The sequence below is a fragment of the Stenotrophomonas sp. 05N37 genome (assembly GCF_056397365.1).
In genome coordinates this window covers 24,990-47,463 of the sequence record NZ_JBFTNG010000005.1, presented here as the reverse complement: position 1 = coordinate 47,463, position 22,474 = coordinate 24,990, and the positions used below count along the sequence as shown (strand labels likewise).

At 70.6% G+C, this 22,474-nt stretch carries 8 protein-coding genes; 1 reads left to right on the top strand and 7 read right to left on the bottom strand.

What is annotated here, in order from left to right; genetic code table 11:
• Window positions 1-17 precede the first annotated feature (17 nt).
• Both AC1DGC_RS14470 and AC1DGC_RS14465 read right to left on the bottom strand, forming a co-directional pair.
• Entirely contained in the window at window positions 18-3,464 is a 3,447-nt protein-coding gene (locus tag AC1DGC_RS14470; RefSeq protein WP_259209361.1) for a hybrid sensor histidine kinase/response regulator, read from the bottom strand.
• A gap of 33 nt (window positions 3,465-3,497) precedes the next feature.
• Entirely contained in the window at window positions 3,498-4,865 is a 1,368-nt protein-coding gene (locus tag AC1DGC_RS14465) for a sensor histidine kinase (protein WP_259209360.1), read from the bottom strand.
• A gap of 149 nt (window positions 4,866-5,014) precedes the next feature.
• Here AC1DGC_RS14465 and AC1DGC_RS14460 point away from each other — a divergent pair, with 149 nt between their 5' ends.
• On the top strand, window positions 5,015-6,946 hold the full coding sequence (locus tag AC1DGC_RS14460; protein WP_478048209.1) for a GGDEF domain-containing protein: 1,932 nt from the start codon (window positions 5,015-5,017) through the stop codon (window positions 6,944-6,946).
• A 12-nt stretch (window positions 6,947-6,958) separates the two neighbouring features.
• On the opposite strand, the gene AC1DGC_RS14455 is transcribed toward AC1DGC_RS14460, so the two are convergent.
• The 5 genes from AC1DGC_RS14455 to AC1DGC_RS14435 all read right to left on the bottom strand — a co-directional run bounded on the left by AC1DGC_RS14455 (window position 6,959) and on the right by AC1DGC_RS14435 (window position 22,396).
• Window positions 6,959-7,969, bottom strand: a complete 1,011-nt coding sequence (locus tag AC1DGC_RS14455; protein ID WP_478048208.1) for an OmpA family protein — start codon at window positions 7,967-7,969, stop codon at window positions 6,959-6,961.
• 10 nt (window positions 7,970-7,979) lie between these two features.
• Complete coding sequence (locus AC1DGC_RS14450; RefSeq protein ID WP_478048207.1) at window positions 7,980-11,336, bottom strand: hypothetical protein; 3,357 nt, start codon at window positions 11,334-11,336, stop codon at window positions 7,980-7,982.
• Window positions 11,333-19,216: an SdrD B-like domain-containing protein gene (locus tag AC1DGC_RS14445; RefSeq protein WP_478048206.1), complete on the bottom strand. Its 7,884-nt coding sequence runs from the start codon at window positions 19,214-19,216 to the stop codon at window positions 11,333-11,335. The genes AC1DGC_RS14450 and AC1DGC_RS14445 overlap by 4 nt, the downstream gene beginning before the upstream one ends.
• Window positions 19,217-19,425: 209 nt before the next feature.
• Window positions 19,426-20,172 (bottom strand): response regulator transcription factor, encoded by a 747-nt coding sequence (locus AC1DGC_RS14440; RefSeq protein WP_478048205.1) that lies wholly within the window; start codon window positions 20,170-20,172, stop codon window positions 19,426-19,428.
• A gap of 76 nt (window positions 20,173-20,248) precedes the next feature.
• Window positions 20,249-22,396 (bottom strand): S46 family peptidase, encoded by a 2,148-nt coding sequence (locus AC1DGC_RS14435; RefSeq protein WP_478048204.1) that lies wholly within the window; start codon window positions 22,394-22,396, stop codon window positions 20,249-20,251.
• Window positions 22,397-22,474 lie beyond the last annotated feature (78 nt).

Here is a 22,474-nt window from a genome sequence, read left to right as displayed (position 1 = left end):
GGCCCGGCGCCGCGTGGCTACAGGTCGCCGCGCGGCGCGTGGAAGGCGGCCAGGAAGGCGCGCAGGGAGGCCGGCTTGATCGGCTTGGTCAGCAGGCGGTAGCCCCGCTCACGCGCCATCCGCTTCAACTCGTCGCGACCGTCGGCGGTCAGCAACGCCCCGGGAATCGCCCGGCCGGCCTTGTCGCGCATCGCCACCAGCGTGTCCAGCCCGTCCAGGCGGTCGTGCAGGTGGTAGTCCACCAGCATGACATCCGGCTGCGCATCCACCTTTTCCAGCGCCTGGTCCACGGTGCTGGCGGTGATCACCTCCACCTGCCAGCGGCCGAGCAGCGCGCGCATGCCATCCAGGATCTCCTGGTCGTTGTCCACGCACAGCACCCGCATGCCGGCCAGCGAATCGGTGCGCGGCGGTGGCGCGGGCGCGGTGGCCGCGGCCTGGGGCAGGGCCGGCGCCTCCACCCGGGGCAGCATGATCGAGAACATGCTGCCACTGCCCACCCGGCTGCGTGCATTGAGGCGGTGGTCGAGCAGGCGCGAGATGCGCTGGCAGATCGACAGCCCCAGCCCCAGGCCCTGCTCGCCCCAGTCGAACGGCTGCTGGTAGCGGTGGAACTCGTCGAAGATCTGCTGCATGTGGTGCTCGGGAATGCCCGGCCCGGTGTCCCAGACCTGCAGCTCCACCTCGTCGCCCCGATGCCGCACCGCCAGCACGATCCGGCCCTGCCGCGTGTAGCGCAAGGCATTGGCCAGGAAGTTCTGCAGCACGCGCCGCAACAGGCGGCGATCGCTGCGGATCCACGCCGGGCGCGCGAACAGGTCCAGGCGCAGCCCGCGGCCGGCCGCGACCGGTGAATACTGCGCGGCCAGCTCGCGCATCAACAGGCTGACGTCGAAATCGCCGATCACCGGGTGCAATCCGCCGGCATCCAGCCGCGACACGTCCAGCAGGCCGTCCAGCAGTTCTTCGGCGGCACGCAGCGAAGCGTCCACGCGCTCGGCCAGATGCCGCTGCTCTTCGTTGTGGTGGTGGCTCTCGCGCAATGCCGACGCGAACAGGCGTGCCGCGTTCAGCGGCTGCAGCACGTCGTGGCTGATCGCGGCCAGGAAGCGGGTCTTGGACTGCTGGGCCACCTCGGCCTCGTGCGAGCGCTCGGCCACGCGCTGCTCCAACGTTTCGTTGGCCTCCAGCAGCGCCTTCTCCGCGTGCTTGTAATCGGTGATGTCGTTGTAGCTGGTGACATAACCACCGCCGGGCAACGCCTGCCCGCGCATCTCGATGACCTTGCCGTCGCTGCGGGTGCGCTCGAAGATATGCGGCGAGCCGGCGCGCATGTAGCCGATGCGGCGGTTGATCTGCACCTCGATGTCGCCCTCGCCGAGCTCGCCGCGCTCGGCGTTGTAGCGGATCAGGTCGGCCACCGGGCGGCCCACGTAAAGCATGCCGTCGGGGTAGCCGAACATCTGCTGGTAGCGGCGGTTCCACGCGGTCAGGCGCATGTCCGGGTCGACCACGCTGACCCCGGCGCTGATGTTCTCCAGGGTGGTGGACAGGATCTCGCGGTTGAAGCGCAGTTCCTGCCCGGCCTCGTCCAGCACCGCCACCACTTCGCCCAGGTCCATGCCCGAGCCGCGCAACAGGCTGGTCAGCAGCAGGCGCGCCGAGGCCGCGCCGATCGAGGCGGCGAGCAGGCGCTCGGTGAACTGCACCCAGGCGCGGTCGGCCGGCGCCGAGGCCTGCAGTTCGCGGCCCATCGACTGGGCCTGCTCCAGGAACGAACGCCGCGCGTGCCGGTCGCCCACCACCCGCGAGGCCAGCGCCAGCAGGTCTTCCACGTGCACGTGGCCCGGCCACGCGCCGGCCACCGAGGGCCGCTGCGCGTACGGGTCGAGGAACGGCGCCGCGCGCAGGCGCTCGTCCACGCCCGGGCGCCAGCGCACCGAGACCAGCAGCATCGCCGCCACATTGACCAGCAGCGACCAGAACGTGCCATGGGTCAGCGGATCCCAGCCGCTCATGCCGAACAGGTGCTGCGGCTGCAGCCAGGCGATGCCGAACGGCCCCTGCACCAGCCACGTCGCGTCCATCCAGCCGGCGTGGGTCAACGCCGGCAACAGCAGGGTGTACACCCAGGTGCCGAAGCCGAGCAGCATGCCCACCTCCACGCCCCGCCGGCTGGCGCCGCGCCAGTACAGGCCGCCGATCAGCCCGGGCGCGAACTGGGCCACCGCGGCGAACGCCATCAGCCCGTAGGAGGCCAGGGTGCTGTCGTTGCTGCTGCCGCGGTAGTAGCTGTAGGCGACCAGTGCCAGCAGCAGGATCGCGGTGCGGCGGATCCACAGCACGCGCGAGGCGACGTCGGCCGCTTCCTGGTGGTCGCCACTGCGGCGCAGCAGCACCGGCATCACCAGGTCGTTGCTGACCATGGTGGCCAGCGCGATGGAGGCCACGATGACCATGCCGGTGGCCGCCGAGAAGCCGCCCACGTAGGCCACCAGCGCCAGGAACTTGCGGCCCTCGGCCAGCGGCAGGGCCAGCACCATGCTGTCGTCGGCGACGCTGCCACCGGTGCCGAACAGGGTGACGCCGGCGGTGGCGATCGGGATCACCATCGCCGAGATGATCACCAGGTACGCACCGAACATCCAGCGCGCGCGGCGGATGTCGCGCACGTCGCCGCACTCCACCACGGCCACGTGGAACTGGCGCGGCAGGCAGATGATCGCCAGGAAGCTGAGCAGGGTCTGCGAGATGAAGCCCACCGGCGGCAACCCACTGAACAGCGTGTGCGCGGACTGCAGCACCGCATCGGTATGGTCGTTGAGCCACAGGTAGGCGAACAGGCCGAGCGCGACCATCGCGATCAGCTTGATCATCGATTCCAGCGCGATGGCCAGCATCATGCCGTGGTGGTGCTCGGTGGCGTCCACCTGGCGGGTGCCGAACAGCGTGGCGAACAGCGCCATCAGCAGCGCCACGTACAGCGCCGGATCGGTGAAGAAACCGGTCGGCCCGACGTTGCCGGTGAGCACCTGCAGGCTCATCGCCACTGCTTTGTACTGCAGCGCCAGGTACGGCACGATGCCGATCAGCGCGATCACCGCCACCAGCGCGGCCAGCCGCCGCGAGCGCCCGAAGCGGGAGGAGATGAAGTCGGCGATGGACACCACGTTCTGGCTGCGTGCGACCAGCGCCAGGCGTTCGATGATGCGCCAGCCGAACAGCCACAGCAGCAACGGCCCCAGGTAGATCGGCAGGTAGCCGATGCCGTTGCGCACCGCGGTGCCGACCGCGCCGTAGAAGGTCCACGACGAGCAGTACACCGCCAGCGCCAGGCTGTAGACCACCGGGCGCAGCCACGGCCGGTCCGGGTACATCGGGCGACGGTCGCCCCACCACGCCACGCCGAACAACAGCGCGGCGTAGGCCACCGATACCAACAGCAGGATCCAACTGGAGACCACGGGATGATTCCGTGCGAGCAGACCGCTAGTAGATCACGACGCTTGCTCGACAGGGGCAGCGCGCGCCGGCAGGCGGATGTCCACGCAGGTGCCGTGGCCAAGCCGGCTTTCCACCTCGATGCGGCCACCGGCGGCCGCCACCAGGCTGGCGCTGACGGCCAGCCCCAGCCCGGTGCCCTGCCCGACCGGCTTGGTGGTGAAGAAGGGTTCCAGGCAGCGCGCCCGGACCTCCTCGCTCATGCCCAGGCCGGTGTCGGCGGCCTGTATCGACAGCTCGCCGGCGTCGGGCAACCACCCCAGCCGCAGCGCGAAGCGCCCCCCCTCGGGCATCGCCTGGCCGGCGTTGACCGCCAGGCTGAGCAGGATCGATTCCAGCTGCGCCGGGTCGAAGTGGACGCGGCACTGCACCTGGCCGCTATCGACATGGCAGTGGACGCTCTCGCCGAAGACCTGGCGCAGCGTCGGCGCCATCGCGTCGATGGTCGCGGCGGCATCGAGCAGCTGCGGCCGGCTTGCCTCCAGCCGGCTGAAATCCAGCAGCCGCCGGCTGACCGCGCTGGCCCGGCGGGCGGCCGAGTCGATGCCCTGCAATGCCTCGGCCACGGTCGCCGGGTCGGGCGCGCGGCGCGCCTTGCCCACGTACCCGTGCACCAGCGCCAGCAGGTGGTTGAAGTCATGCGCGATGCCGCTGGCCAGCCGGCCCACGTTTTCCATTTTCATCGCGTGCACCAGTTGGTCGCGCGAGCGCTCCTTCTCCTGCATTTCCAGCTGCAGCTCATCGCGCTTGCGCGCCAGCTCGACGCCGTGCTGCCGCGCCACCTGCAGGCTCTCACGCAGGCCGGTGACGCTGTGGTGCAGCAGCCAGGCCACCAGTACGCAGCCGAACACGCACACGCCCAGGTCGGTGACCACGTGCGCGACGCGGTCGGGGCGGAACAGGATGCCGGCCAGGTCGATCCAGGCGCCCAGCAGCATCGCCAGGCACGCCCAGAGCGTGGCCCAGCGCAACGGCGCCGCGCCCAGCAGCGCCGCCACCAGCAGCACCGGCACCACCTGCACGAGTTGGACCCGCGACAGCGACGCCAGGCCCCAATAGCCTTCGGTCACCGACAGCAGCAGCAACTGGCCGACCACGAACAGCGTCGCCGCACGCACCCCACGGCCGCGCCGCTGCTCGACCAGGCAGCCCACGCACACCGCCAGGTGCGCCCCGGCCAGGGCCAGGACCAGGGTGTCCACTCCGTCGCCCAGGCGCAGCAGCAACCAGCTGGCGGTCAGCAGGTGGAAGGCCGCCACCAGCAGCCAGAGGCCGCGCAACATGGCGTCGGTGCGCTCGCCCAGGCCCGGTGTGGCCGCGCCAGGCGCATCGTCAAGGAGGGAGGAGAACGGGGTAATCGGCATGTACGGCGGGTCCGAACGGGCCAGAAGCGTCAAGTTTTGTCGACAACGCCGGTATATTAGCCTTCCACGATCCGGCATCCCCCGATTGGCGGCAGCCTTCTCGCCGCCACGCCCGCCTCCGCCGGATCGCCGCCAGGATGTTGTGGACCATGAACTGCTTGTCGCGTGTCCGGCGCAGTCTGCCTGCGCTGCTGTGCGTTGCCCTTGCCGTTTCCACCTTGCCTGCGCTGGCACAGCGCCCGGGCGATGGGCGGCCGTTGATCGCCCAGGTGGAGCAGTGCAATGCCCTGCTGGCCAGCACCCCGGAGACATCGCTGCAGATCGCCACGGCATTGCTGGCGCGACCGACGCTGCCCACCTCGGTGGAGATCGGGGCGATCGGCTGCCTGGGCATGGCGCTGCGTTCGCAGGGCCGCCTGGCGCAGACCGAGGGCCTGCCCGAGCGCCTGCTGGCCGCCGCCGCACGCGCCGATGCCAGCGCCGAGGACACCCAGCGCGCACGTGCGCTGGCCGCGCACCTGCTGCTGTGGCGCGGCGACCAGGCCCAGGCCCTGGAGCTGACGCGCACCCTGCTCGACGATGCGGTACGCACCCGCGACGTGCACGGCCAGATCAGCGCGCTGATGCAGATCGCGATGATCCGCGGCGATGCGATGGGCGATGCCCAGGGCGCGCTGACCTACCTGCAGAAGGCCGCCTCGCTGAGCGAGCACCTGCGCCGGCCGCCCAACCCGGGCGACCTGTTGATCCACTACAACGTCGGTTATGCGCTGCTGTCGATGCAACGCTACGAAGAGGCGCAGACCGCCTTCGATCGTGCGGCCGCGATCGGCGCACGGCTCAACGGCCAGGAGCTGCTGATGCACCGCATCGGCAGCCACCGCGCCGAGATCCAGCGCGTGCGCGGCGAACTGGACCGGGCCCAGAAGGGGCTGGACCAGGCCCTGGCCTGGCAGACGACGCAGGACGCGCAGGGCCGGATCATCACCCTGCAGCGCCTGGCCCGGGTGGCGCTCGACCGCGGCCAGGCCGCCCAGGGCCTCGCCCTGGCCGAACAGGCGCAGGCGCTGGCCGACAGCGGCCACTTCACCGATGAGATCCGCCATGGCCTGGATGTGCTCGGCGATGCCTACACGCTGCTCGGCCTGCGCCAGCAAGCGCTGCAGGTGGCCCGCCAGGCGCGCGACCTGGACCAGGCGCGCAGCAAGGGCGACACCCTCAACCGCCTGGCCAGGCTGCAGGCCAGCGCCGAGCGCCACGTCGCACCGGCCGAGGTCAACGCCGAACAGGACCTGGGACGGGTGCGGGTGGTCCGCAACAGCGCGGTGGCCGCGCTGCTGGCGGTACTGGCGATCGCGGCCGTCCTGATCCTGCGCCTGCGCCGCCAGCGCCACGAACTGGCGGCGCTGAGCCGGACCGATGCGGTCACCGGGCTGCCCAGCCGGCACGAGGCCGAACGCCTGCTGGGCGATGCCCGGCCATCGGGCCAGCGGCGCAGTGCGCTGCTGCTGCTGGAGATCGACGACTTCCAGGCACTCAACGACCGCCACGGCCAGGCGGGCGGCGATGCGGTACTGCGCGCGGTGGCGCGCTGCCTGCGCAGCGCCGTGGACCGCGGCGACCTGGTGGCCCGCTGGGGTGGCACCCGCTTCCTGGTCGCGCGCCACGACACCTCCGAGGCCGCCGCGCAGGCGCTGGCCAACCACCTGCGCACCCGCATCGAGCACCTGCTGGTGGACACCCGCCCCGGGCAGCCGATCACCCTCAGCGCCAGCCTGGGCCTGGCCCCGCTGCCGTTGTTCGCCGACCAACCCGCGCACCTGGACGACAGCCTGCGCGCGGCCGACCGCGCCCTGCAGAGCGCGCGCCGCAGCGGCCGCAACGCCTGGGCCAGCCTCTGGGGCGCAGCCACCGGCAGCGAGGTCGACCTGTACAGCGTGCTGCACGACCCGACCGAAGCGCAGGTGCTGGGCTGGGTGACGCTGGCCGGCAGCCGGCCGCTGCCGTGGACACCGCCGCGGCCGGAGCCGGCGCGGCCCCACCCGGCTACCACCGAGGCGGCAACCGGGCCCCGCGACTGAGGGCCTGTCGCCTCAGCGCGTCACGTCGAAACGCACTTCCACCCGGCGATTGGGCAGCAGGCATTCCAGCAGCGCCGCGCGCGGACGCACGCCATCGCACTGCTGCACCTGCTGGGTATCGCCGCGGTACTCGTAGCGGATCAACGCCGGGTCGATGCCGCGGCCGACCAGCAGATCGCGCACGGTGCGGGCGCGCCGCTCGGACAGCGCCTGGTTGGCATCGAAGCCACGCCCCTGCATGCGGTCGGCGTGCCCGACCAGCGCGATGCCGCGCAGCTGCAGCGCTTCGCTGCGCACGCTGGCCAGTGCGCGGTCCACGCTCTCCAGCGAATAGGTGCGGATGTCGCGGTAACCGTCGCGGTCGAACTCGAACAGCACGTTGGCCACCAGCGGGGTCGGTGACGCCGCGGCCGGCGTGCCCACCGCGCACTGGCGTGCCGCCGCTTCGGCATCGTTGACCAGCTCCTCGGCGATCTGGATGTACGGCTTGGAATGGCGCCACTGCTGCTGGTTGAACTCGTTGCCGGCATGCACCAGTTCGACCTCGCCACAGGCCACCTGCTGCTGCGCGCAACTGAACCCCGGCGCGCCGTGGAGCACGCGCAGGCGCTGCCACAGGTCATCGCGCAGGTACTTGGCGCCATTGACCAGCGGCGTGTCGGTCGGCAGCGGCGAGGTGCCCTGCTCCATGCCCACGATCAGCGTTTCCGACTCGGTCAGCGCCTGCTGCGGGAAGTCGCTGCGGTCGTTGCGGCTGTACTCGTGGAAGGATACGTCGAGCCAGCACTGCGCCTTGGACAGGTGGTAGTCGCGGATCGGCCGGCCGCCGTCGTTGAGCGCCTGGATGCGGCCCTGGGTCGCTTCGTAGGCCTGGTGGTCGGCATGGATGGCCGCATCGGTGATGCGCTGCTGCTCCGGCCGCAGCCGGGTCTGCTGGGCAGCGGCGGTACCGGCCAGCGTGGTGGCGATGGCCACCACCAGCAGCGCGGGGACAACTCGGGAAATCGGGGAAAGCGTGGTCATCGGGGCATCCTCAGCGTGCCGGGTCGCGGTAGCGGACGGGGTCCGGCCGGAAAAGGTCTTCATCGAACTTGAAGCGCAGGCGCACGAACACGCCCTGCTGGGTGTACTCGTAGCCATTGAGATCGCGGTCGCCGGTGAAACCGCTCCAGTTGTAACCGGCCGACAGCCACAGGTTCTGGCGCAGCAGGCGCCCGACTTCCATGCCCCAGGCGTACTGGTTGGCGCCGGTCTGGCCGCGGAAGGTCGAGCCGAGCACGCCGATGTCCCAGTTTTCGGTGATGTCATACACCACCCGCCCGGACACCAGCACCGCATGGAAACGGCTGTTGACGCGCACCCCGTCGCCGTAGGCGAACTGGTCCTGCTGCCACTTGCCGGCAATGCGCCCGGTCAGCCACCACGGCCGCGACGGATGCCAGTCGGCATGGGTGGAGACGATGTGCGCGCGCGTGCGCACGTCCTGGCTGCTGCCATCCACGGCCGCGCCATCGGACAGGGTCAGCCCGCTCTCATCGCGTTCGAGCTTGTACTCGTAGCGGGCCAGCGCATTGATCCGGTTGCGGTCGGTATCGCGGTAGGCCACGCCGAGCTGGAAGCGGTCCTGCAGCACGTCGCCACGCGCGTCGTAGCGGGTGCTGAGCAGGTAGTTGCGGGCCAGCAGCGTCCAGTCGCGGCTGAGCTTGCGGGCCAGCATGGCCTGCAGCAGCGTGGTGTTGAAGGCCTCGTTGGTCGCGGTGTCCGGCACATCCTCGGAGATCCGGTGCTCGGCGCGGATCGCACCGCGCCACAGCGGGTTGGCGCTGTAGTCCAGCGCGAGCGCCAGGCCGGTGGTGTCGCCGGCGCTGCCGTCGATCACCTTGACGTGCTCGGCCGAGCTGCCCAGGCGCAGGCCCTCGGCGATATCCCAGGTGTTGCGGATGCCCGATGCGGCCTGGACGTCGCGGCCGCTGATCGAGTCGCGCAACCGGTACTCGCTGAAGGTCTGGGTATCGCGCAGGTAGCTGCTGTCGATGCCGAACACCAGCGCATCGGCCTCGCGGTCGGTGGTGGTGATGCCATACGCGCTGGTCAGGCCGGTCTGCTTCTCGTACCGGCCGTAGACGCGGCTGCGTTCGAACACCTGGTAATCCAGGCCGGCCGCCAGGCGCTTGCGATCTTCGCCGCTGACGCTCTGCTCCACCTCGGCACCGGCGCTGAGGCGATCGCTGACGCGATAACCCAGGCCGATGCGGGCACTGTCCGACGCCAGCTCGGTGCCCACCGGCAGGTCGCTGGTGATCGGGCTGCCGCTGCTGCTGCCGTTGATCACCATCAACCCGGTGAGCGGATCGAGCGCCTGCTGGCCGTAGCCGAGCGCGCCGCCACCACTGCCGGTGGCAAAGCCACCGGTGAGCCCGCCCGCGTCACCGAAGGGAGCGCCCGACGACCACGGCGAGGTCACGCCGATGGTCTCGCGGATGCTGCGCACGCCCACGTCCACGGTGAGCCGCTCGCTGGCGCCAATGCGCACGCCGGCACCGCCGGCGTCGCGCTTGCCACCGTCCGGGTTGCGGTCTTCGCTGCGCAGGCCTTCGGCGTAAAGCTCCAGCCGCGGGCCGACCCGGTAGCCGAGCCGGGCGTTGTATTCGCCACGGCCGCCGTACAACGGCGCCGCCGGATTGTTGAAGGCCGGATCGGTGCGCGCGGCGAACAGACGCGCGTCGAAGCGCGCGCCGTCATGCGCGAACTCGACCCGCCACGCATCGCCCTCGACCTCGCCGGTGACGTCCTTGAGCCCCTGCGAGGTGACCTGGTTGATGGTGTTGGTGTTGACCTCGCTGCGGGTACGCGCGAACTCGGCCACCAGCAGCGTACTGTCGCCGAAGCGGTAGCTGGCGTTGGCGCTGCCCATGCTGAACTCGGCATACGGGTTGCGGTCGTCGACCACCGCCGCCCCCACTTCCATGCGCTCGCCCAGCTTGACCTGGGCATCGGCACCGACCACCCAGAACTTCTCGGTGTCCTGGTCCAGTTCGTAGGTGATGCGCAGCGAGACCGTGTTGAGGTCGCTGTCGAACGCCGGCAGGAACTGGTTGAGCAGGATGCGCCCGGAGAACGGCTCGAAACTGTAGTCGACCAGCCGCGCCAGCGCGCGCACCGAGACGATGCGGGTGGGCTGGTTGCGGTCGCGCACGATCACTTCCACCCGCTCGCTGCCTTCGAGTACGGCGTTGTTGCGCAGCGCGTACGGGCCGCTGCCCTGGCTGCGGAACTCCTCGATCACCTGGCGCAGCGAATCCTGCATCGCAAACACGTTGCTGCGCACGCGCTCGCTTTCGAAATGCCAGCCCAGGCCGGTGGCGGTGCGGTTGTAGGTGCCCAGGCTGCGCTGCGGCAGCGCGCCGCTGCCGCCGATGCCGGTAGCCGTGGCCAGCCCGTCGCCGGTCTGGAAGTCGCCATACAGCAGGTAGCTGCGGCGGTTGTCCACGCGCACGTACAGGCGCTCGGCCGAGCGCGCATCGAAGCCGCGCAACGATGCGTCGCCGTAGACCGGATAGAATTCCTCCGGCTGGATGTCGCGCAGCAGCCGGCCGCGGGTGTCCTTGTCCGAATCGTAGGCCGCGGTGAGCAGGTACTCGCCCTTGATCCGGCCCTTGACGAAGAACGCGGTGCGCGCGGCGGCATTGGCCTTGCCGTTGTTGAACTGGCGTTCCCAGCGGCGGATATCGCGGTCGAACGCGTCGTCGTGGTCCACCGGCGCGACCAGCCCGGCCGTGTTGCGACGACGGAAGTTGACCACGCCCTCGATCAGGCCGGTGGCCAGCATCTCGCGCATTTCCGGCAGGAAGGCGATGCTGCCCTGCGCAGTCTCCGCCCCCGCGGTGACCCGCAGCAGCACGTCCTGCGGATCGTGCGGGGCCAGCAGGTCGAACTCGGCCAGGCCATCGACCACCTGCAGCTGCACGCCCGGGGTGATCGTGTCGGCATCCAGTGCACCGGGGCCCAGCTCATCGGTACGCGAGCCCGGCAGGCGGATGCGACCGGCGCTGTGTTCGATCGTGGCGTAGCGGCTGCCGCTCAGCGCGCGGCCCTGCGCATCCAGCAGCTGCACGCGCACGTGCACGGCGCTCTGGCCATCGGCCGGCACGCCGTCGCGATCCAGCTCGACCACGATGCGGTCCAGGGTGCCCGCCGCGGCACCGTCCAGCGCGCGCGGCGCGGCGTCGGTGCTGGTGGCACTGCGCGGATACAGGCCGGAGGCCTCGCCGAGCACCGGGGTGAAGCGGCCCGGGGTGCCCACGCTCTGCGCCATCGCCGGCGCGGCAGCCAGCGCACACGCCAGCAGGCTCAGCCGCGGCAGGCGGGTCAGCGGATGGCGGCGGCTCATGGCTGCACCTCCACGGCGGCGCCTGCGGCAGGCGGGAGGGTCCTGGGATGCACGATCGGTCTCTGGTTGGCCGAGTCGGTCGCCTGCTGCGGCGCCCGCGCGGGTTTGCTGTCAAAGCGCAACGGCGGCTGCCCGGTTTCGGTTTCCGGTGCGCGCACCTCGCCCTGGGTGCGGCGCGCCTTGACCTGCTCGAGCACCGGGTTGGCGCAGCTGCCCTCGATGAAGTCGGCGCGGTGCAGCTCGCCGTTCTTGAGGTCCAGGAACAGGCTGTCGGCATCGCCCAGGTTGCGGTTGCTGCTGGTGGTCAGGCGCGCCCCCAGCGGCAGGGTGGCGGCATCCACCTTCAGGGTGTGGCTCTGCGGCGGCAGGCCGCAGTAGCTGTACTTGCCCTCCGAATCGCTGATCACCCAGGTGCCGTCGGAGAAGTACAGGCGCACCCCGGGGATGCCCAGTTCCTCGCGGTCCTGCACGTGGTTGTTGTTGCAGTCCACGAACACCTTGCCGAGCACGCAGGCCTGGTCGGTGAACACGCCGCCGGTGACCCGCACGCGGTACTCGGCGCGGTTGGAGGGCAGCGCGCCGGGTAGCGGGGTGAGGCTGTCGGTGATGCAGCCGCCGTCGAAGGCGCAACCGAACGCCTGCGCGCGGTTGATGCCATCGCCCTGCTGCGCACCCACGCCGACCCGCACGCGGTAGGTCAGCACGATCTGGCCCCCCACGCTGATCGAGCCAAGGCGGAAGCCCAGCAGCGGGCCCGGCTTGCCGTCCGGGTCGACCACGGCGCGGCCATCGGCACGGGCAGTGCCGTCGATGTAGGTGAAGCCACGCGGCAGGCGGTCGACCACGTTGACGGTGCGCAGCGCGCTGCCGGCGGTCTGGCGCACGGTGATGGTGTACTGCACGGTGTCGCCGATCTCGGCGGTCTGGCGGTCACCGTTCTTGCTGATCGCCAGCCCGGTGGCCACCGCGGTGTCCAGCGGCAGGTGGTTGTGCACGATCGCGGCGGTGTCCGAACCGCCGAACAGGCCCAGGTAGTACTGGGTGGCCGTGCCGACCGCGCCGGTGGGCGCTGCGGTGTTGGGCTGGACCACGTGGTTGGCGCCGCCGCCGCCGAGCGGCGACAAGGTACCGTCCTGCGGCGGGATCAGGGTGGACACGAACGCATAGCCGCCCGGCGGGGTCACGCTGATCTGGAACTCGCAGCGGGCCGGCGCGGCGGGGCCGAAGGCGAACTGGTAGAAGCCCTCGCTGCCCACGGTCATCGAGATCGTGTTGCCCTCGATGCGGTAACCGCCCTGGCCTGCATTGAGCACGGCGGTGCGCGGGTCGTAACCGCTGCACATGCCCACCGGCGACAGGGTCACGATCGCACCTGGCACCGGGTCGCGCGACACCGCGTCGTAGACCACGCCGGACGGATCCACCGGCAGGCTCTGCTGCGGCAGGTACTGGCCCGGTGCCAGCACCACCTCGAGCACGCTGCTGGCGTTGTCGTTGACCTGGCAGGCGCTGGTACCGGCGCGCGCGATGGCGCCGGCGGCGTCGCAGATGGCCTGCACGCCGGCCACGCTCTCGCGGGTGACCGGGTGCGGCCAGACGATGTTCGAGCGCGGGTCGCGGAAGCGGATGTTCCACTTCACTCCCGGCAGCACGTCGTTGAACCGGTAGCTGCCATCGGCCGCGGTGACCTGGCTGGCCACCACCTCGCCGGTGGCCGGGTCGACCAGTTCGACGATCCAGGCCGGCAGGCGCTGGTCGCCGCCATCGAGCAGCTGGTCATCGCCGCCCACGTCGTACCACACCGTGCCCCCCACCGAGGCGCTGAGCTGCACCTTGCTGGGCACGCGGCACACGTTCAGGGTGATCGCCGGATCGCACTCGGGCAGCGCGGTGACATCGCCCTCGAACGCCGCGCGTTCGGCCGGGCTCGGGCCGTGCGGCGCATCTTCGCCACCGCCCTGGACCAGCACCGCGTTGTGCACGGTGCTGCCATTGGCCGCGTCGGCGCCCACCTTCACCTTGACCGTGATCGCATCGGGCAGGGTCGCACCGGCAGCGATCAGCGTGCTGCTGCGGCACACGAAGCGCTGCGCACCGGCCGCACCTTCGCACAGCCAGCCGTTGCCGGTCGGCGTGTCGAGCAGGGTCAGGCCGACCGGCAGGCGGTCATGCACGTCGTAGCCGGCCAGGGTCTGGCGTGGGCCGATGTTGCGCACCTGGATCTGGTACTCGGCTGCATGGTTGACGGTGAACACCGCCGTGGTGGCGCGCTTGCTGACCACCAGGTCCGGGGTGTCGGCCACTTCGCCGAAGTTGTTCTGCACCGACTGCATGCCCGCGCCCAGCACCACCTGGCTGATCGCCGACGGTACCGTCGTGCGGTCGGTGGCCACGCCCACCACGCTGCCCTGCACGGTGCCGGCGCTGGTGATGCCGTTGGTGGTGTAGGCCGGCTGGTCCGGTTCGGTCAGCACGTAGCTGCCCGGGCGCAGGTTGGGGAAGCTGTAGTTGCCCTGCGCATCGGTGCGGGTGGTGAGGTTGACCGGCTGCCCGGCGTCATCGGTGCCGGTGAGCACGATCTGCACGTCGGCGATGCCGGTTTCGTCGGCGTCGATGCTGCCGTTGTCGTTGTTGTCGTAGTACACGCGGCCGGCGATCGAGGCGATCGGGATCTCGCCGAAGTTGTAGGCCGCGGCCGCTTCGTTGCTGCCCAGCACGATCGTGCTGATCGCCGATGGCACGGTCTCCGGCGCGGTCGCGGTGCCGCCCTTGTCGCCGGGCACGGTGGTGCCGTTGAGGGTGTTGCCCGGCTGGGTCGGTTCGGTCACCACGTAGGTGCCCGGCAGCAGGCCGACGAAGGCGTAGCTGCCGTCGGCGGCGGTGGTGGTGGTCAACTGCACCGGCTGGCCGTTGCGGTCGGTGCCGGTGAGCACGATCTCCACGCCGCCCAGGCCGGTTTCGGTCGGGTCGATGACGCCGTCGTTGTCCAGGTCCAGCCAGACCCGCCCGGCGATCGAGCTGCCGTTGGGGTTCTCGCCGAAATTGAAGTTCTCCCCATCGGCACCGGTGCCCAGGTCGATACCGGTGATGCGGTCGGTGCTGGCCGCGTCCGGCCCGCCCGGGCTGGCCACGCCGGTGCCCACCACGCACGTGCCGACGGCGCAGGCCGCGGCACCGATGGTGCCGGCGTTCACGGCGCTCGGCCGGTTGGTATAGGGGCCATTGGGCAAGGGCTCGCGCACGGCGTACAGCAGGTGCGGGTCCAGGTCGTCGAAACGGTAGTGGCCGTTGGCGTCGGTCTGCACGGTGGCCAGCACCGCGCCGGTGTTGGCGTCCAGCAGCTCCACGCTGGCACCGACGATGGCGCTGTCGGTGCCCACGGTGCGCTGGTTGTTGAAGTCCAGGTCCACGTAGACGTAGCCGGACAGGCTGGGGCGCCGCACTTCGGGGAAGTTGTAGTTCACCGCCACCGCGCCGACGCTGCCGATCGTGCCACCGGGCACGGCCACGTCGGTGCCCAGCAGCACCACGTAGCGGCTGTCCGGGCTGCCGGCCTGGTAGCTGTCCGGGTTGAAGCTCGCGGCCTGCGCGCCACTGGTGGGCGGATCGATGCGGCCATTGGCATAGCCGGCCGGCTGCACTTCCAGCACGGTGTAGCCGGCCGCGTCGGACGGGGCCAGGTTGTCGAAGCGGTACTGGCCGCTGGCATCGGTGGTGACGGTCAGGTTGACCGCCTGGCCGTAGGCATCGGTGCCGCTCAGGCGGATCGACACACCGGCGATGCCGGCTTCACCGGCTTGCACGGTGCCGCCGTTGCCGGCGGCCTGGTCGCTGTCCACGAACACCTTGCCGGCGAGCGACAGGTTGACCACGTCCAGCGGCACATCGACGCTGTCGTTGGCCGGGTTCTCGTCGACCTGCTCGGTGCTGATCTGCGCATGGTTGCTGGCACTGCCACGCGGTGCGGTGCTGCCGGCCGGCAGCTGCGGCCACATCGCCGGCACCAGGATGCGGACCTGGCCGGGGTTGCCGGTGGCGAAGGTGGTGTCGCCCACTTCGCAGGTCACCACCCGGTCGAGCACGCTGCAGGTGCCGCTGCCGTCGGGGGTGGCCCCGGCGTAGGCCGGGCCCTGCTTCTGCCAGGTGACCGGGCCGGTGACCTGGACGCCGGCCGGCAGCGTATCCACCACCACGGTGCCGGTACCACGCAGCTGCGCGGTGGCGCTGCGGTCGCGCGACAGGCTCTGGCCGGGGCCATTGTTGACGCCGGTGATGACGTACCAGAACGGCTGGCGCACGGTGACGCCGGCCACGCTGGCCGGCAGTGCCACGCTCGGGGCGGCCCCCGGCGACACGGTCACCATGGTCTTGCGCACGGTCATGTCCGAGCGCATGAACACGCTGGTGGTTTCGGTGGTGCTGTTGTCGGCGCGGTTGGCATCGCCGGCGGTCAGGTCGGCGCCCTGGCGGGTTTCGGCCGAGTGCGCCAGCGCGGTGTTGCTCAAGGTATCGCCACCGCCGCCCGGCGCGCTGTCGTAGCGGTAGCGCAGGAACAGTTCGCTCTCCGCGCCGGCGGCCACGGTGCCGTCCTCGTTGCTGCCGGCAAAGCCGGCGCCCGGCATCAGGCAGTCCAGCACCATCGCGCTGCTGCCGTTGCCGGTGAACGGGTTGGTGCCCTCCACCACGCTGCAGCCGGCCACGTTGAAGCTGCCGCCAGCCGTCGTCGATGCGCCGATGAAGGTCACGGTGCGGCCATCCGGCGGCACCAGGCTGTCGCGGATGCGGGTATCGCTGGCCAGCGACGGGCCCTGGTTGCCCACCGTCACCCGATAGGTGAGGTAGTTGTTGGCCGGCACCTGCGGGTCGAAGCCCAGCGGGTCGATGCCACCGGCAAAGCCCTGGTCGTTCTTCTGCACCAGCAGGTCGACCCGGCCTTCGCCGAAGGTCAGCCGCGCCTGCCGGGTGTCATCGGCCGCGGTGCTGACCAGGTTGTAGTTCCAACTGCCGTTGGCATCGCTGCCGGTGGCGCCATCGGGGAAGCTGAAACCGGCCACGTTGTCGAACACACGGCCGGTGTTGCTGGCGTTGACGTTCGGGCGGATGCCCAGGTTGACGGTGTCCACCGCGCCATTGGCCAACGCCACCGCCGGGCAGGTCAGGGTCAGCGTGCGCGGGTTCGCGGTATCGGTATTGCGGTAGGAAATGCCGCCGGCGGTGTTGCTGGCGGTGATGCCCGTCTCCATCGCGGTGATGGTGCAGGCCTGGTTGTTGGAGGCCAGACGCGCGTTGACCAGCACGAAGCCGCTGTCGCCGGCCGGCAGGGTGAAGGTATCGGTGAAGGCGACCCGCGGGATCGCCGACGGGCCCTGGTTGCGGTACTGGATGCGGTAGTCGGCGACCACGCCGGCACGACCGCTGTTGTCGCCGCTGGTGATCACCTTCTCGACGGTCTGCATGTTGGCCACGCGCTCCACGCGCAGCCAGTCGGTGGCGTAGTTGTCGCTCCAGTCCGACTCGCCCACCGAGCCGGTGATGCGACCGTCCACGCCAACGCCGGCGCGGTTGCAATGGAAGTGGCCCGACGCCGGTACCGTGCCGGCCGCCACGCAGGCCGCGTTGGCGCCACTGGCGGCGGTCTTGCCGACGCTGTCGAACAGGATGCCCGGGGTGTTGCCGGCCGTGCGCAGGCGCAGGCGGATCACCGCGGTGGCGTTGCGGGCCAGGACCACGTTGCCCGATTCGCAGATCAGGCTGCCGCTGTTGATGCGGCAGTTGGCGGCCGGCCAGCCGGCTGGCGCGGTGATGTCCACCACGGTGCGGTTGTTGTCCAGGAAGCCCGGCAGCGGGTCGTTGACCACCACGCCGGCGGTATCGGCACCGCTGTTGCGCACGGTCAGCAGGTACTCGGCCCAGGTTTCGGTGACGCCCACCACCTTGTCGCCGCCGGCTTCGGTGCTGGCGACCTTGGTGATCGACAGGTTGGCCGCATCGTCGGTGGCGCGGATGCCGCTGCCGGCGCAGTCGTTGCCGGTGATCTTGTCCTGGTTGACGCCGCTGTCGGTGGTCGGCTCCACCGAGGCCGGGCCACCGCTGGGTGCCGAACCGCCGGTGCAGGCGTTGTTGGTCAGTACCCCGGCCGCGCGCGCGCGGGTGGTCATCACCAGCGTGGCGAACGCGTTGCCATTGCCGGTGCCGGTGGCGACGGCCACCGGGTAGGTGCCGGTGAAATCGCAGGTCACCACCTGGCGCGTGCCCGGGGTGTACGCGGCCGGCACTGCCGAGCAGCTGAACGGTCCGGTGGTGGCGATGAATTCCTCGCCATCGGCCAGCACGTCCACGATCTGCGCACCGGCGGTGATGCGGGCCGGGCCGTTGTTCCACAGGCGCAGGGTGGAGGTCATGTTGCTGGCCGAGGTGGTCCCGACCGGCACCACTTCGCCGTTTTCGTTGCTGCCCAGCTTGCTCTTGGCCAGGCGCAGGTCGGCGCCATCGGCGAGCACGGTCAGCGCGGTGGTGGCGATGTTGTTGTTGGTGCCATGGGTGGCATCGTTCGGGTCGGGGGTGAGCGCCGACTGGATCTGCACGGTGGCCGTGACATTGCCGGGCGTGGCCGGGGCCGTCGCCTGGATCTGCAGGATGTCCTTGCTGCCAGCCGGCATCGCACCGCTGCGCGAACAGGAGAACGTGGTCGGGGTCGGGCTGGTGCAGGTCCAGTTGGCCGGCAGCGAGCCGGTGCCGGTGAAGCTGAAGCCCGCCGGCAGCTGGCCGGTCACGCTCACGCCGCTGGAGGCCTCCGGGCCAAGATTGTCGGCGGTGACGGTGAACACCACCGGCCCGTCGGTGGCGGCGGGGGCCGGCGAAGCGACCATCGCCACGGTCACGTCGGCACCGGTGGTCACCACGGTGTTGGCGGTGGCCACGTCGTTGTCCGGACGGGGGTCCGGAGTGCCGTTGGCGGCCACGCGCGCGGAGTTGGTGACCGCGCCGCTGGACACGTTGGCCTTGGCACGGAAGGTGAACGTGCTGGTCAGCCCATTGGCCAGGCTGCCGGCGTGGGTGGCCGTGGTGGAGCCGTAATTGAAGGTCCAGCCGGTGCCGCTGAAGCTGCCCGGGACCACCGCGAAGCCGGCCGGCAGCGTGTCGATCACCTGGAAGTTGGTGGACGGGCTGGGGCCGGCGTTGCGCACGGTGAGGGTGTAGGTCACCTCGCCGCCGGCAATCACCGAGGCGGGGTTGCCACTCTTGGTCAGGCCCAGGTCGGCGCCGGCGGTCAGCGTGGTGTTCTGTTCGAGGCGGTTGTTGGCCGGGTTGCTGTCACCGGCGAAGAACGGATCGGCGTTGGTCAGGCTGGCGACCGGCGTGGTCGACGGCGGCAGGGCCGATTCGTTGCCGATCGCCGCCACCACCTTGGTGGTGCCCGGCTGCGCGTTCTGGGTATCGACCTTGAGCTGGAAGCTGATGCCACCGGCCGCCTGGCCGGGGAAGCTGGCGTAGCGGCAGACGATGCGCGTATCGGTCTGCGCGGTGCAGGCGGCAGGCAGCTGGTAGGCGCGGGTATTGGCCGGCAGGTCGAAGATCGCCGCGACGCCGCTGGCTGCGGCGGTATCGCTGTTGGACAGGGTGACGTCGTACACCACGATCGCCCCAACCGGCGCTGGATCGCTGCTCGCCGTGCCCGAGGCGGTGCCATCCCCACGCAGCCAGCCGCTGGTCGAGTCGGACAGCTGCGACACGCTGAGGTTGGCGGCCATGGCGGCGGGCGCGAGCAGGCAGCCCAGCAGGCTACCGCACAGCAGCTGCCAGCCGCGTACGCGCCACGACGAACCCCACGACGATGCGATGCCTGCGACGGCATCCGTCCGAACCTGCTGCTTGTGCACGACTGTTCCCCTGCTGGCGACAAAGCCAGGGCCGCAGCCGCGATTGCAGACCCGCCTCCCTGGCATTCATGGCGCGCCGTCGACGACGGACGCGCGGCCTCGGCCGGTTGGCCGGAGGCGGCAGGGATTCTGGTGAGGGCGGCGTGCAAAGGCAGTACCAGCACCTCACGGTTGCTCTCACTTGCTCACACGCACCCCATGGGTCGGGCTCAGGACGCCTCGTCGGTCCACAGGTAGCCGGCCCCGCGCAGCGCGCGCACCGGCAGGGTCAGGCCGATCCCCCCGCGCACCCGCGTGCGCAGCCGATGCACCAGCACTTCCAGCCGATGCGGATCGAAGTCCCAGGGTTCATCGGTGACCGCGGCGATCAGCGCGTCGCGCTCGACCGGGCGGCCGGGCGCGGCCAGCAGCGCCCGCAGGAAACCACGTTCGGCGCGGGTGATGGCCAGCACCGCGCCGTTGGGGGCGCAGAGGTCCCACCCGTCCGCCTGCAATCGCCAGGTACCGGTTGCAGGTGCGGCATGCGCGATCGGTGCCGCCGCGGGCAGGCGGCGGCGCAGGCTGGTGAGTGCGGCAGCCAGCAGGTCGCCGTCCAGCGGTTTCACCAGGTAGACATCGGCACCCAGCGACAGCCCGTGGGCCATCTCATGGGAACTGCCACGCCCGGTCAGCATCACGATGCCGATATCGGCGATCCGGCGCAGGTGCCGGGCCACGGCATAGCCGTCTTCGCCGGGCAGGCCGACGTCCAGGACCACGATGTCGCAACGGCCCACCGCCAGGGCCCGGTACAGCGCCTCGGCGCTGTCCAGTCCCATCACCTCGGCGCCCCGCCAGCGCAGGTCGTCCACGCTGAGCGCAAGCAGCTCCGGATCATCCTCGACCACCCATACCCGAAGCCCGTGCAGATCCCGCCGTGCCGTCGTCGGCGTCGTGCCTTCGTCCTCGTCCTGCATTGCCACCACGTGTGTCCGCTCCCCAGCGCCAGCACGCAGTGTAGGCCACGACCGGCGGTCGTGGCCTACCCGCGGGTCATTCGGCCGGGACGCCCATTTCCTTCAGCAGCTCGGGCGCCGGGTAGACCTTGGCCAGCAGCCAGCGCAGGTAGCGCATGTCCACGTGCACCGCGCGCTTGTAGCGCGGGTCGAACCACCAGCTGGCACTGACCGACTCCCAGTTGCTGTCGAAGTTCAGCCCGATCAGCTCACCCTTGGCATTGAGCACCGGCGAACCGGAGTTGCCGCCGGTGGTGTCCAGGTTGGTCAGGAAGTTGACCGTCTGGGTCTTCAGCACCGGATCGGCGGTGGAGCCGAAGTCGCCCTTGGCGATCGCGGCCAGCAGCGGCTTGGGCGCATCGAACGGGTAGGCGTTGGTGTTCTTCTCGACGATCCCGGCCACCATGGTCACCGGGTCGAAATGCACCGCATCGCGCGGCGACAGCGCCTCCACCTTGCCGTAGCTGATGCGCAGGGTGCGGTTGGCATCGGGGTACACCGCACGGCCCTGGCTGGCGCGCCAGGCGAACAGGGCCTGCATGTAGGCCGGGCGCAGGCGCAGCTGCTCGCCGGCGCGCTCCTTGGCCTGGTCGTCCAGGCGCACCTGCGCGGCCACCAGCGGGCCGGCCAGGTCGATCAGCGGATCACGGGCCAGTGGCTTGCCTTCCCTGGCCGCGTTGAAGCGCGACAGGCGCTGGGCCTCGTCGCCCAGCGTGGTGGCGGCATACAGGCCATCCAGCGCCTTGGCCAACGCCGCCGGGGTGCGGCCGAAGGCCGCATCGAACTCGGGCACGCGCTGCGCGTCGGGCAGCTGCTGGTAACGGGTGAGCAGGCTGGTCAGCAGGGCTTTTTCCACGGCCGGCGCATAGCGGCGCTGGACCTGCTTGAGCACGCCTTCGATCAGCGCCAGGTCGCGCTGCTGGTAGCCGCTCTCGCGCTCGGCATCGGGCTTGGCCGACTCGATGCGCAGCCGTTCCAGGGTGAGTGCCGAACGCAGCAGCTGGCTCTGCGTCGAGAGCAGGTCCAGCAGCAGGTCGCGTTCGCCCACCGAGGCGCCCTGCGACAGCGACCCCAGCAGGGACTGGATGTCGCCCTGGTACCGCGCGTCGGTGGCCTTGAGCATGGCCGTTTCATCGGCGGCACGCTGGGCCTTGGCATCGCTGCGCAGCAGGCCTTCCAGCTCGCCGGCGGCGCGCTTGCGGTTGTTCTTCAGCGATTGCAGCTGCGAGGCATAGCGGGTGCGCGCCTGCGCATCCTTGGCGGTGGCCGCCTCGATGGTGTCGATCATCTGCTGGAACACCGCCACCCGGCGCGGCAGCACCGCATCGATCTGCCCGGCGAACTCGGCGGCGGTGCGGTGGCGGTAGGTGATGCCCGGGTAACCGGCCAGCATCGCGTAGTCGCCGGTTTTGGGCCCATCGATGGCCATCTTCAGGTGGGCCGGCGGCTGGTAGGGCACGTTGTCCGGGCTGTACGGGGCCGGCTTGCCATCCTTGCCCACGTAGGCGCGCAGCAGGGTGAAATCGCCGGTGTGGCGCGGCCACATGAAGTTGTCGATCTCATCGCCGTAATTGCCGATCGCACGCGGCGGTGCGTACACCAGGCGCACATCGCTCAGCTCCAGCTGGCGGATCCGGTAGAAATCGGTGCCGTAGTACATGTCGGCCACGCTGCAGCGCACGTTGCCGTCCTTCTCGCAGTCGGCCACCAGCTGCTTGCTGGCACGGTCCACGGCATCGAAATAGGCCCGGCCGGTCTTGCCGCGCGCCGCGCCCAGTACCTGCTCGGTGACCTTGTCGAAGCCGGTGGTGACCAGCACCCGGAAGTCCGGGTTGGCGGCGCGTTCGTCGCTGCGGCCCTGGGCGATGAAGCCGTCGTCGATCAGGTTGTGCTCGGGCGAGCTGTTGTACTGGATCACGCCCATCGCCACGTGGTGGTTGGTGAGCAGCAGGCCGTCGCCGGACACGAACGAACCGGTACCGCCACCGGCCCGCACCACCGCGCTCAGCGGCGCGGCGGTCACGTTGGCCAGGTCGGCCGGGTCGCCCTTGAAGCCGGCCGCCTTCAGCGGCTTGGCCAGTTCCGGCAGCTGGGTCGGCATCCACATGCCTTCATCGGCGTGGGCGCCGGCGGCGAGGGTGAGGCCGAGGGCCAGGGCGGCGGTCAGGGGGTTGCGTGGCGACATGGGCACATCCGGTACGTCAGAACGAGCCGGAACCATAGCCATTGGGGCGGCGTCGGGCAACGCCCGATGGTCAGGGGT

Coding starts and splice junctions, on each gene's coding strand:
- AC1DGC_RS14465 (WP_259209360.1), bottom strand. CDS start 4,865: ATGCCGATTACCCCGTTCTCCTCCCTCCTTGACGATGCGCCTGGCGCG.
- AC1DGC_RS14460 (WP_478048209.1), top strand. CDS start 5,015: ATGAACTGCTTGTCGCGTGTCCGGCGCAGTCTGCCTGCGCTGCTGTGC.
- AC1DGC_RS14455 (WP_478048208.1), bottom strand. CDS start 7,969: ATGACCACGCTTTCCCCGATTTCCCGAGTTGTCCCCGCGCTGCTGGTG.
- AC1DGC_RS14450 (WP_478048207.1), bottom strand. CDS start 11,336: ATGAGCCGCCGCCATCCGCTGACCCGCCTGCCGCGGCTGAGCCTGCTG.
- AC1DGC_RS14440 (WP_478048205.1), bottom strand. CDS start 20,172: ATGCAGGACGAGGACGAAGGCACGACGCCGACGACGGCACGGCGGGAT.
- AC1DGC_RS14435 (WP_478048204.1), bottom strand. CDS start 22,396: ATGTCGCCACGCAACCCCCTGACCGCCGCCCTGGCCCTCGGCCTCACC.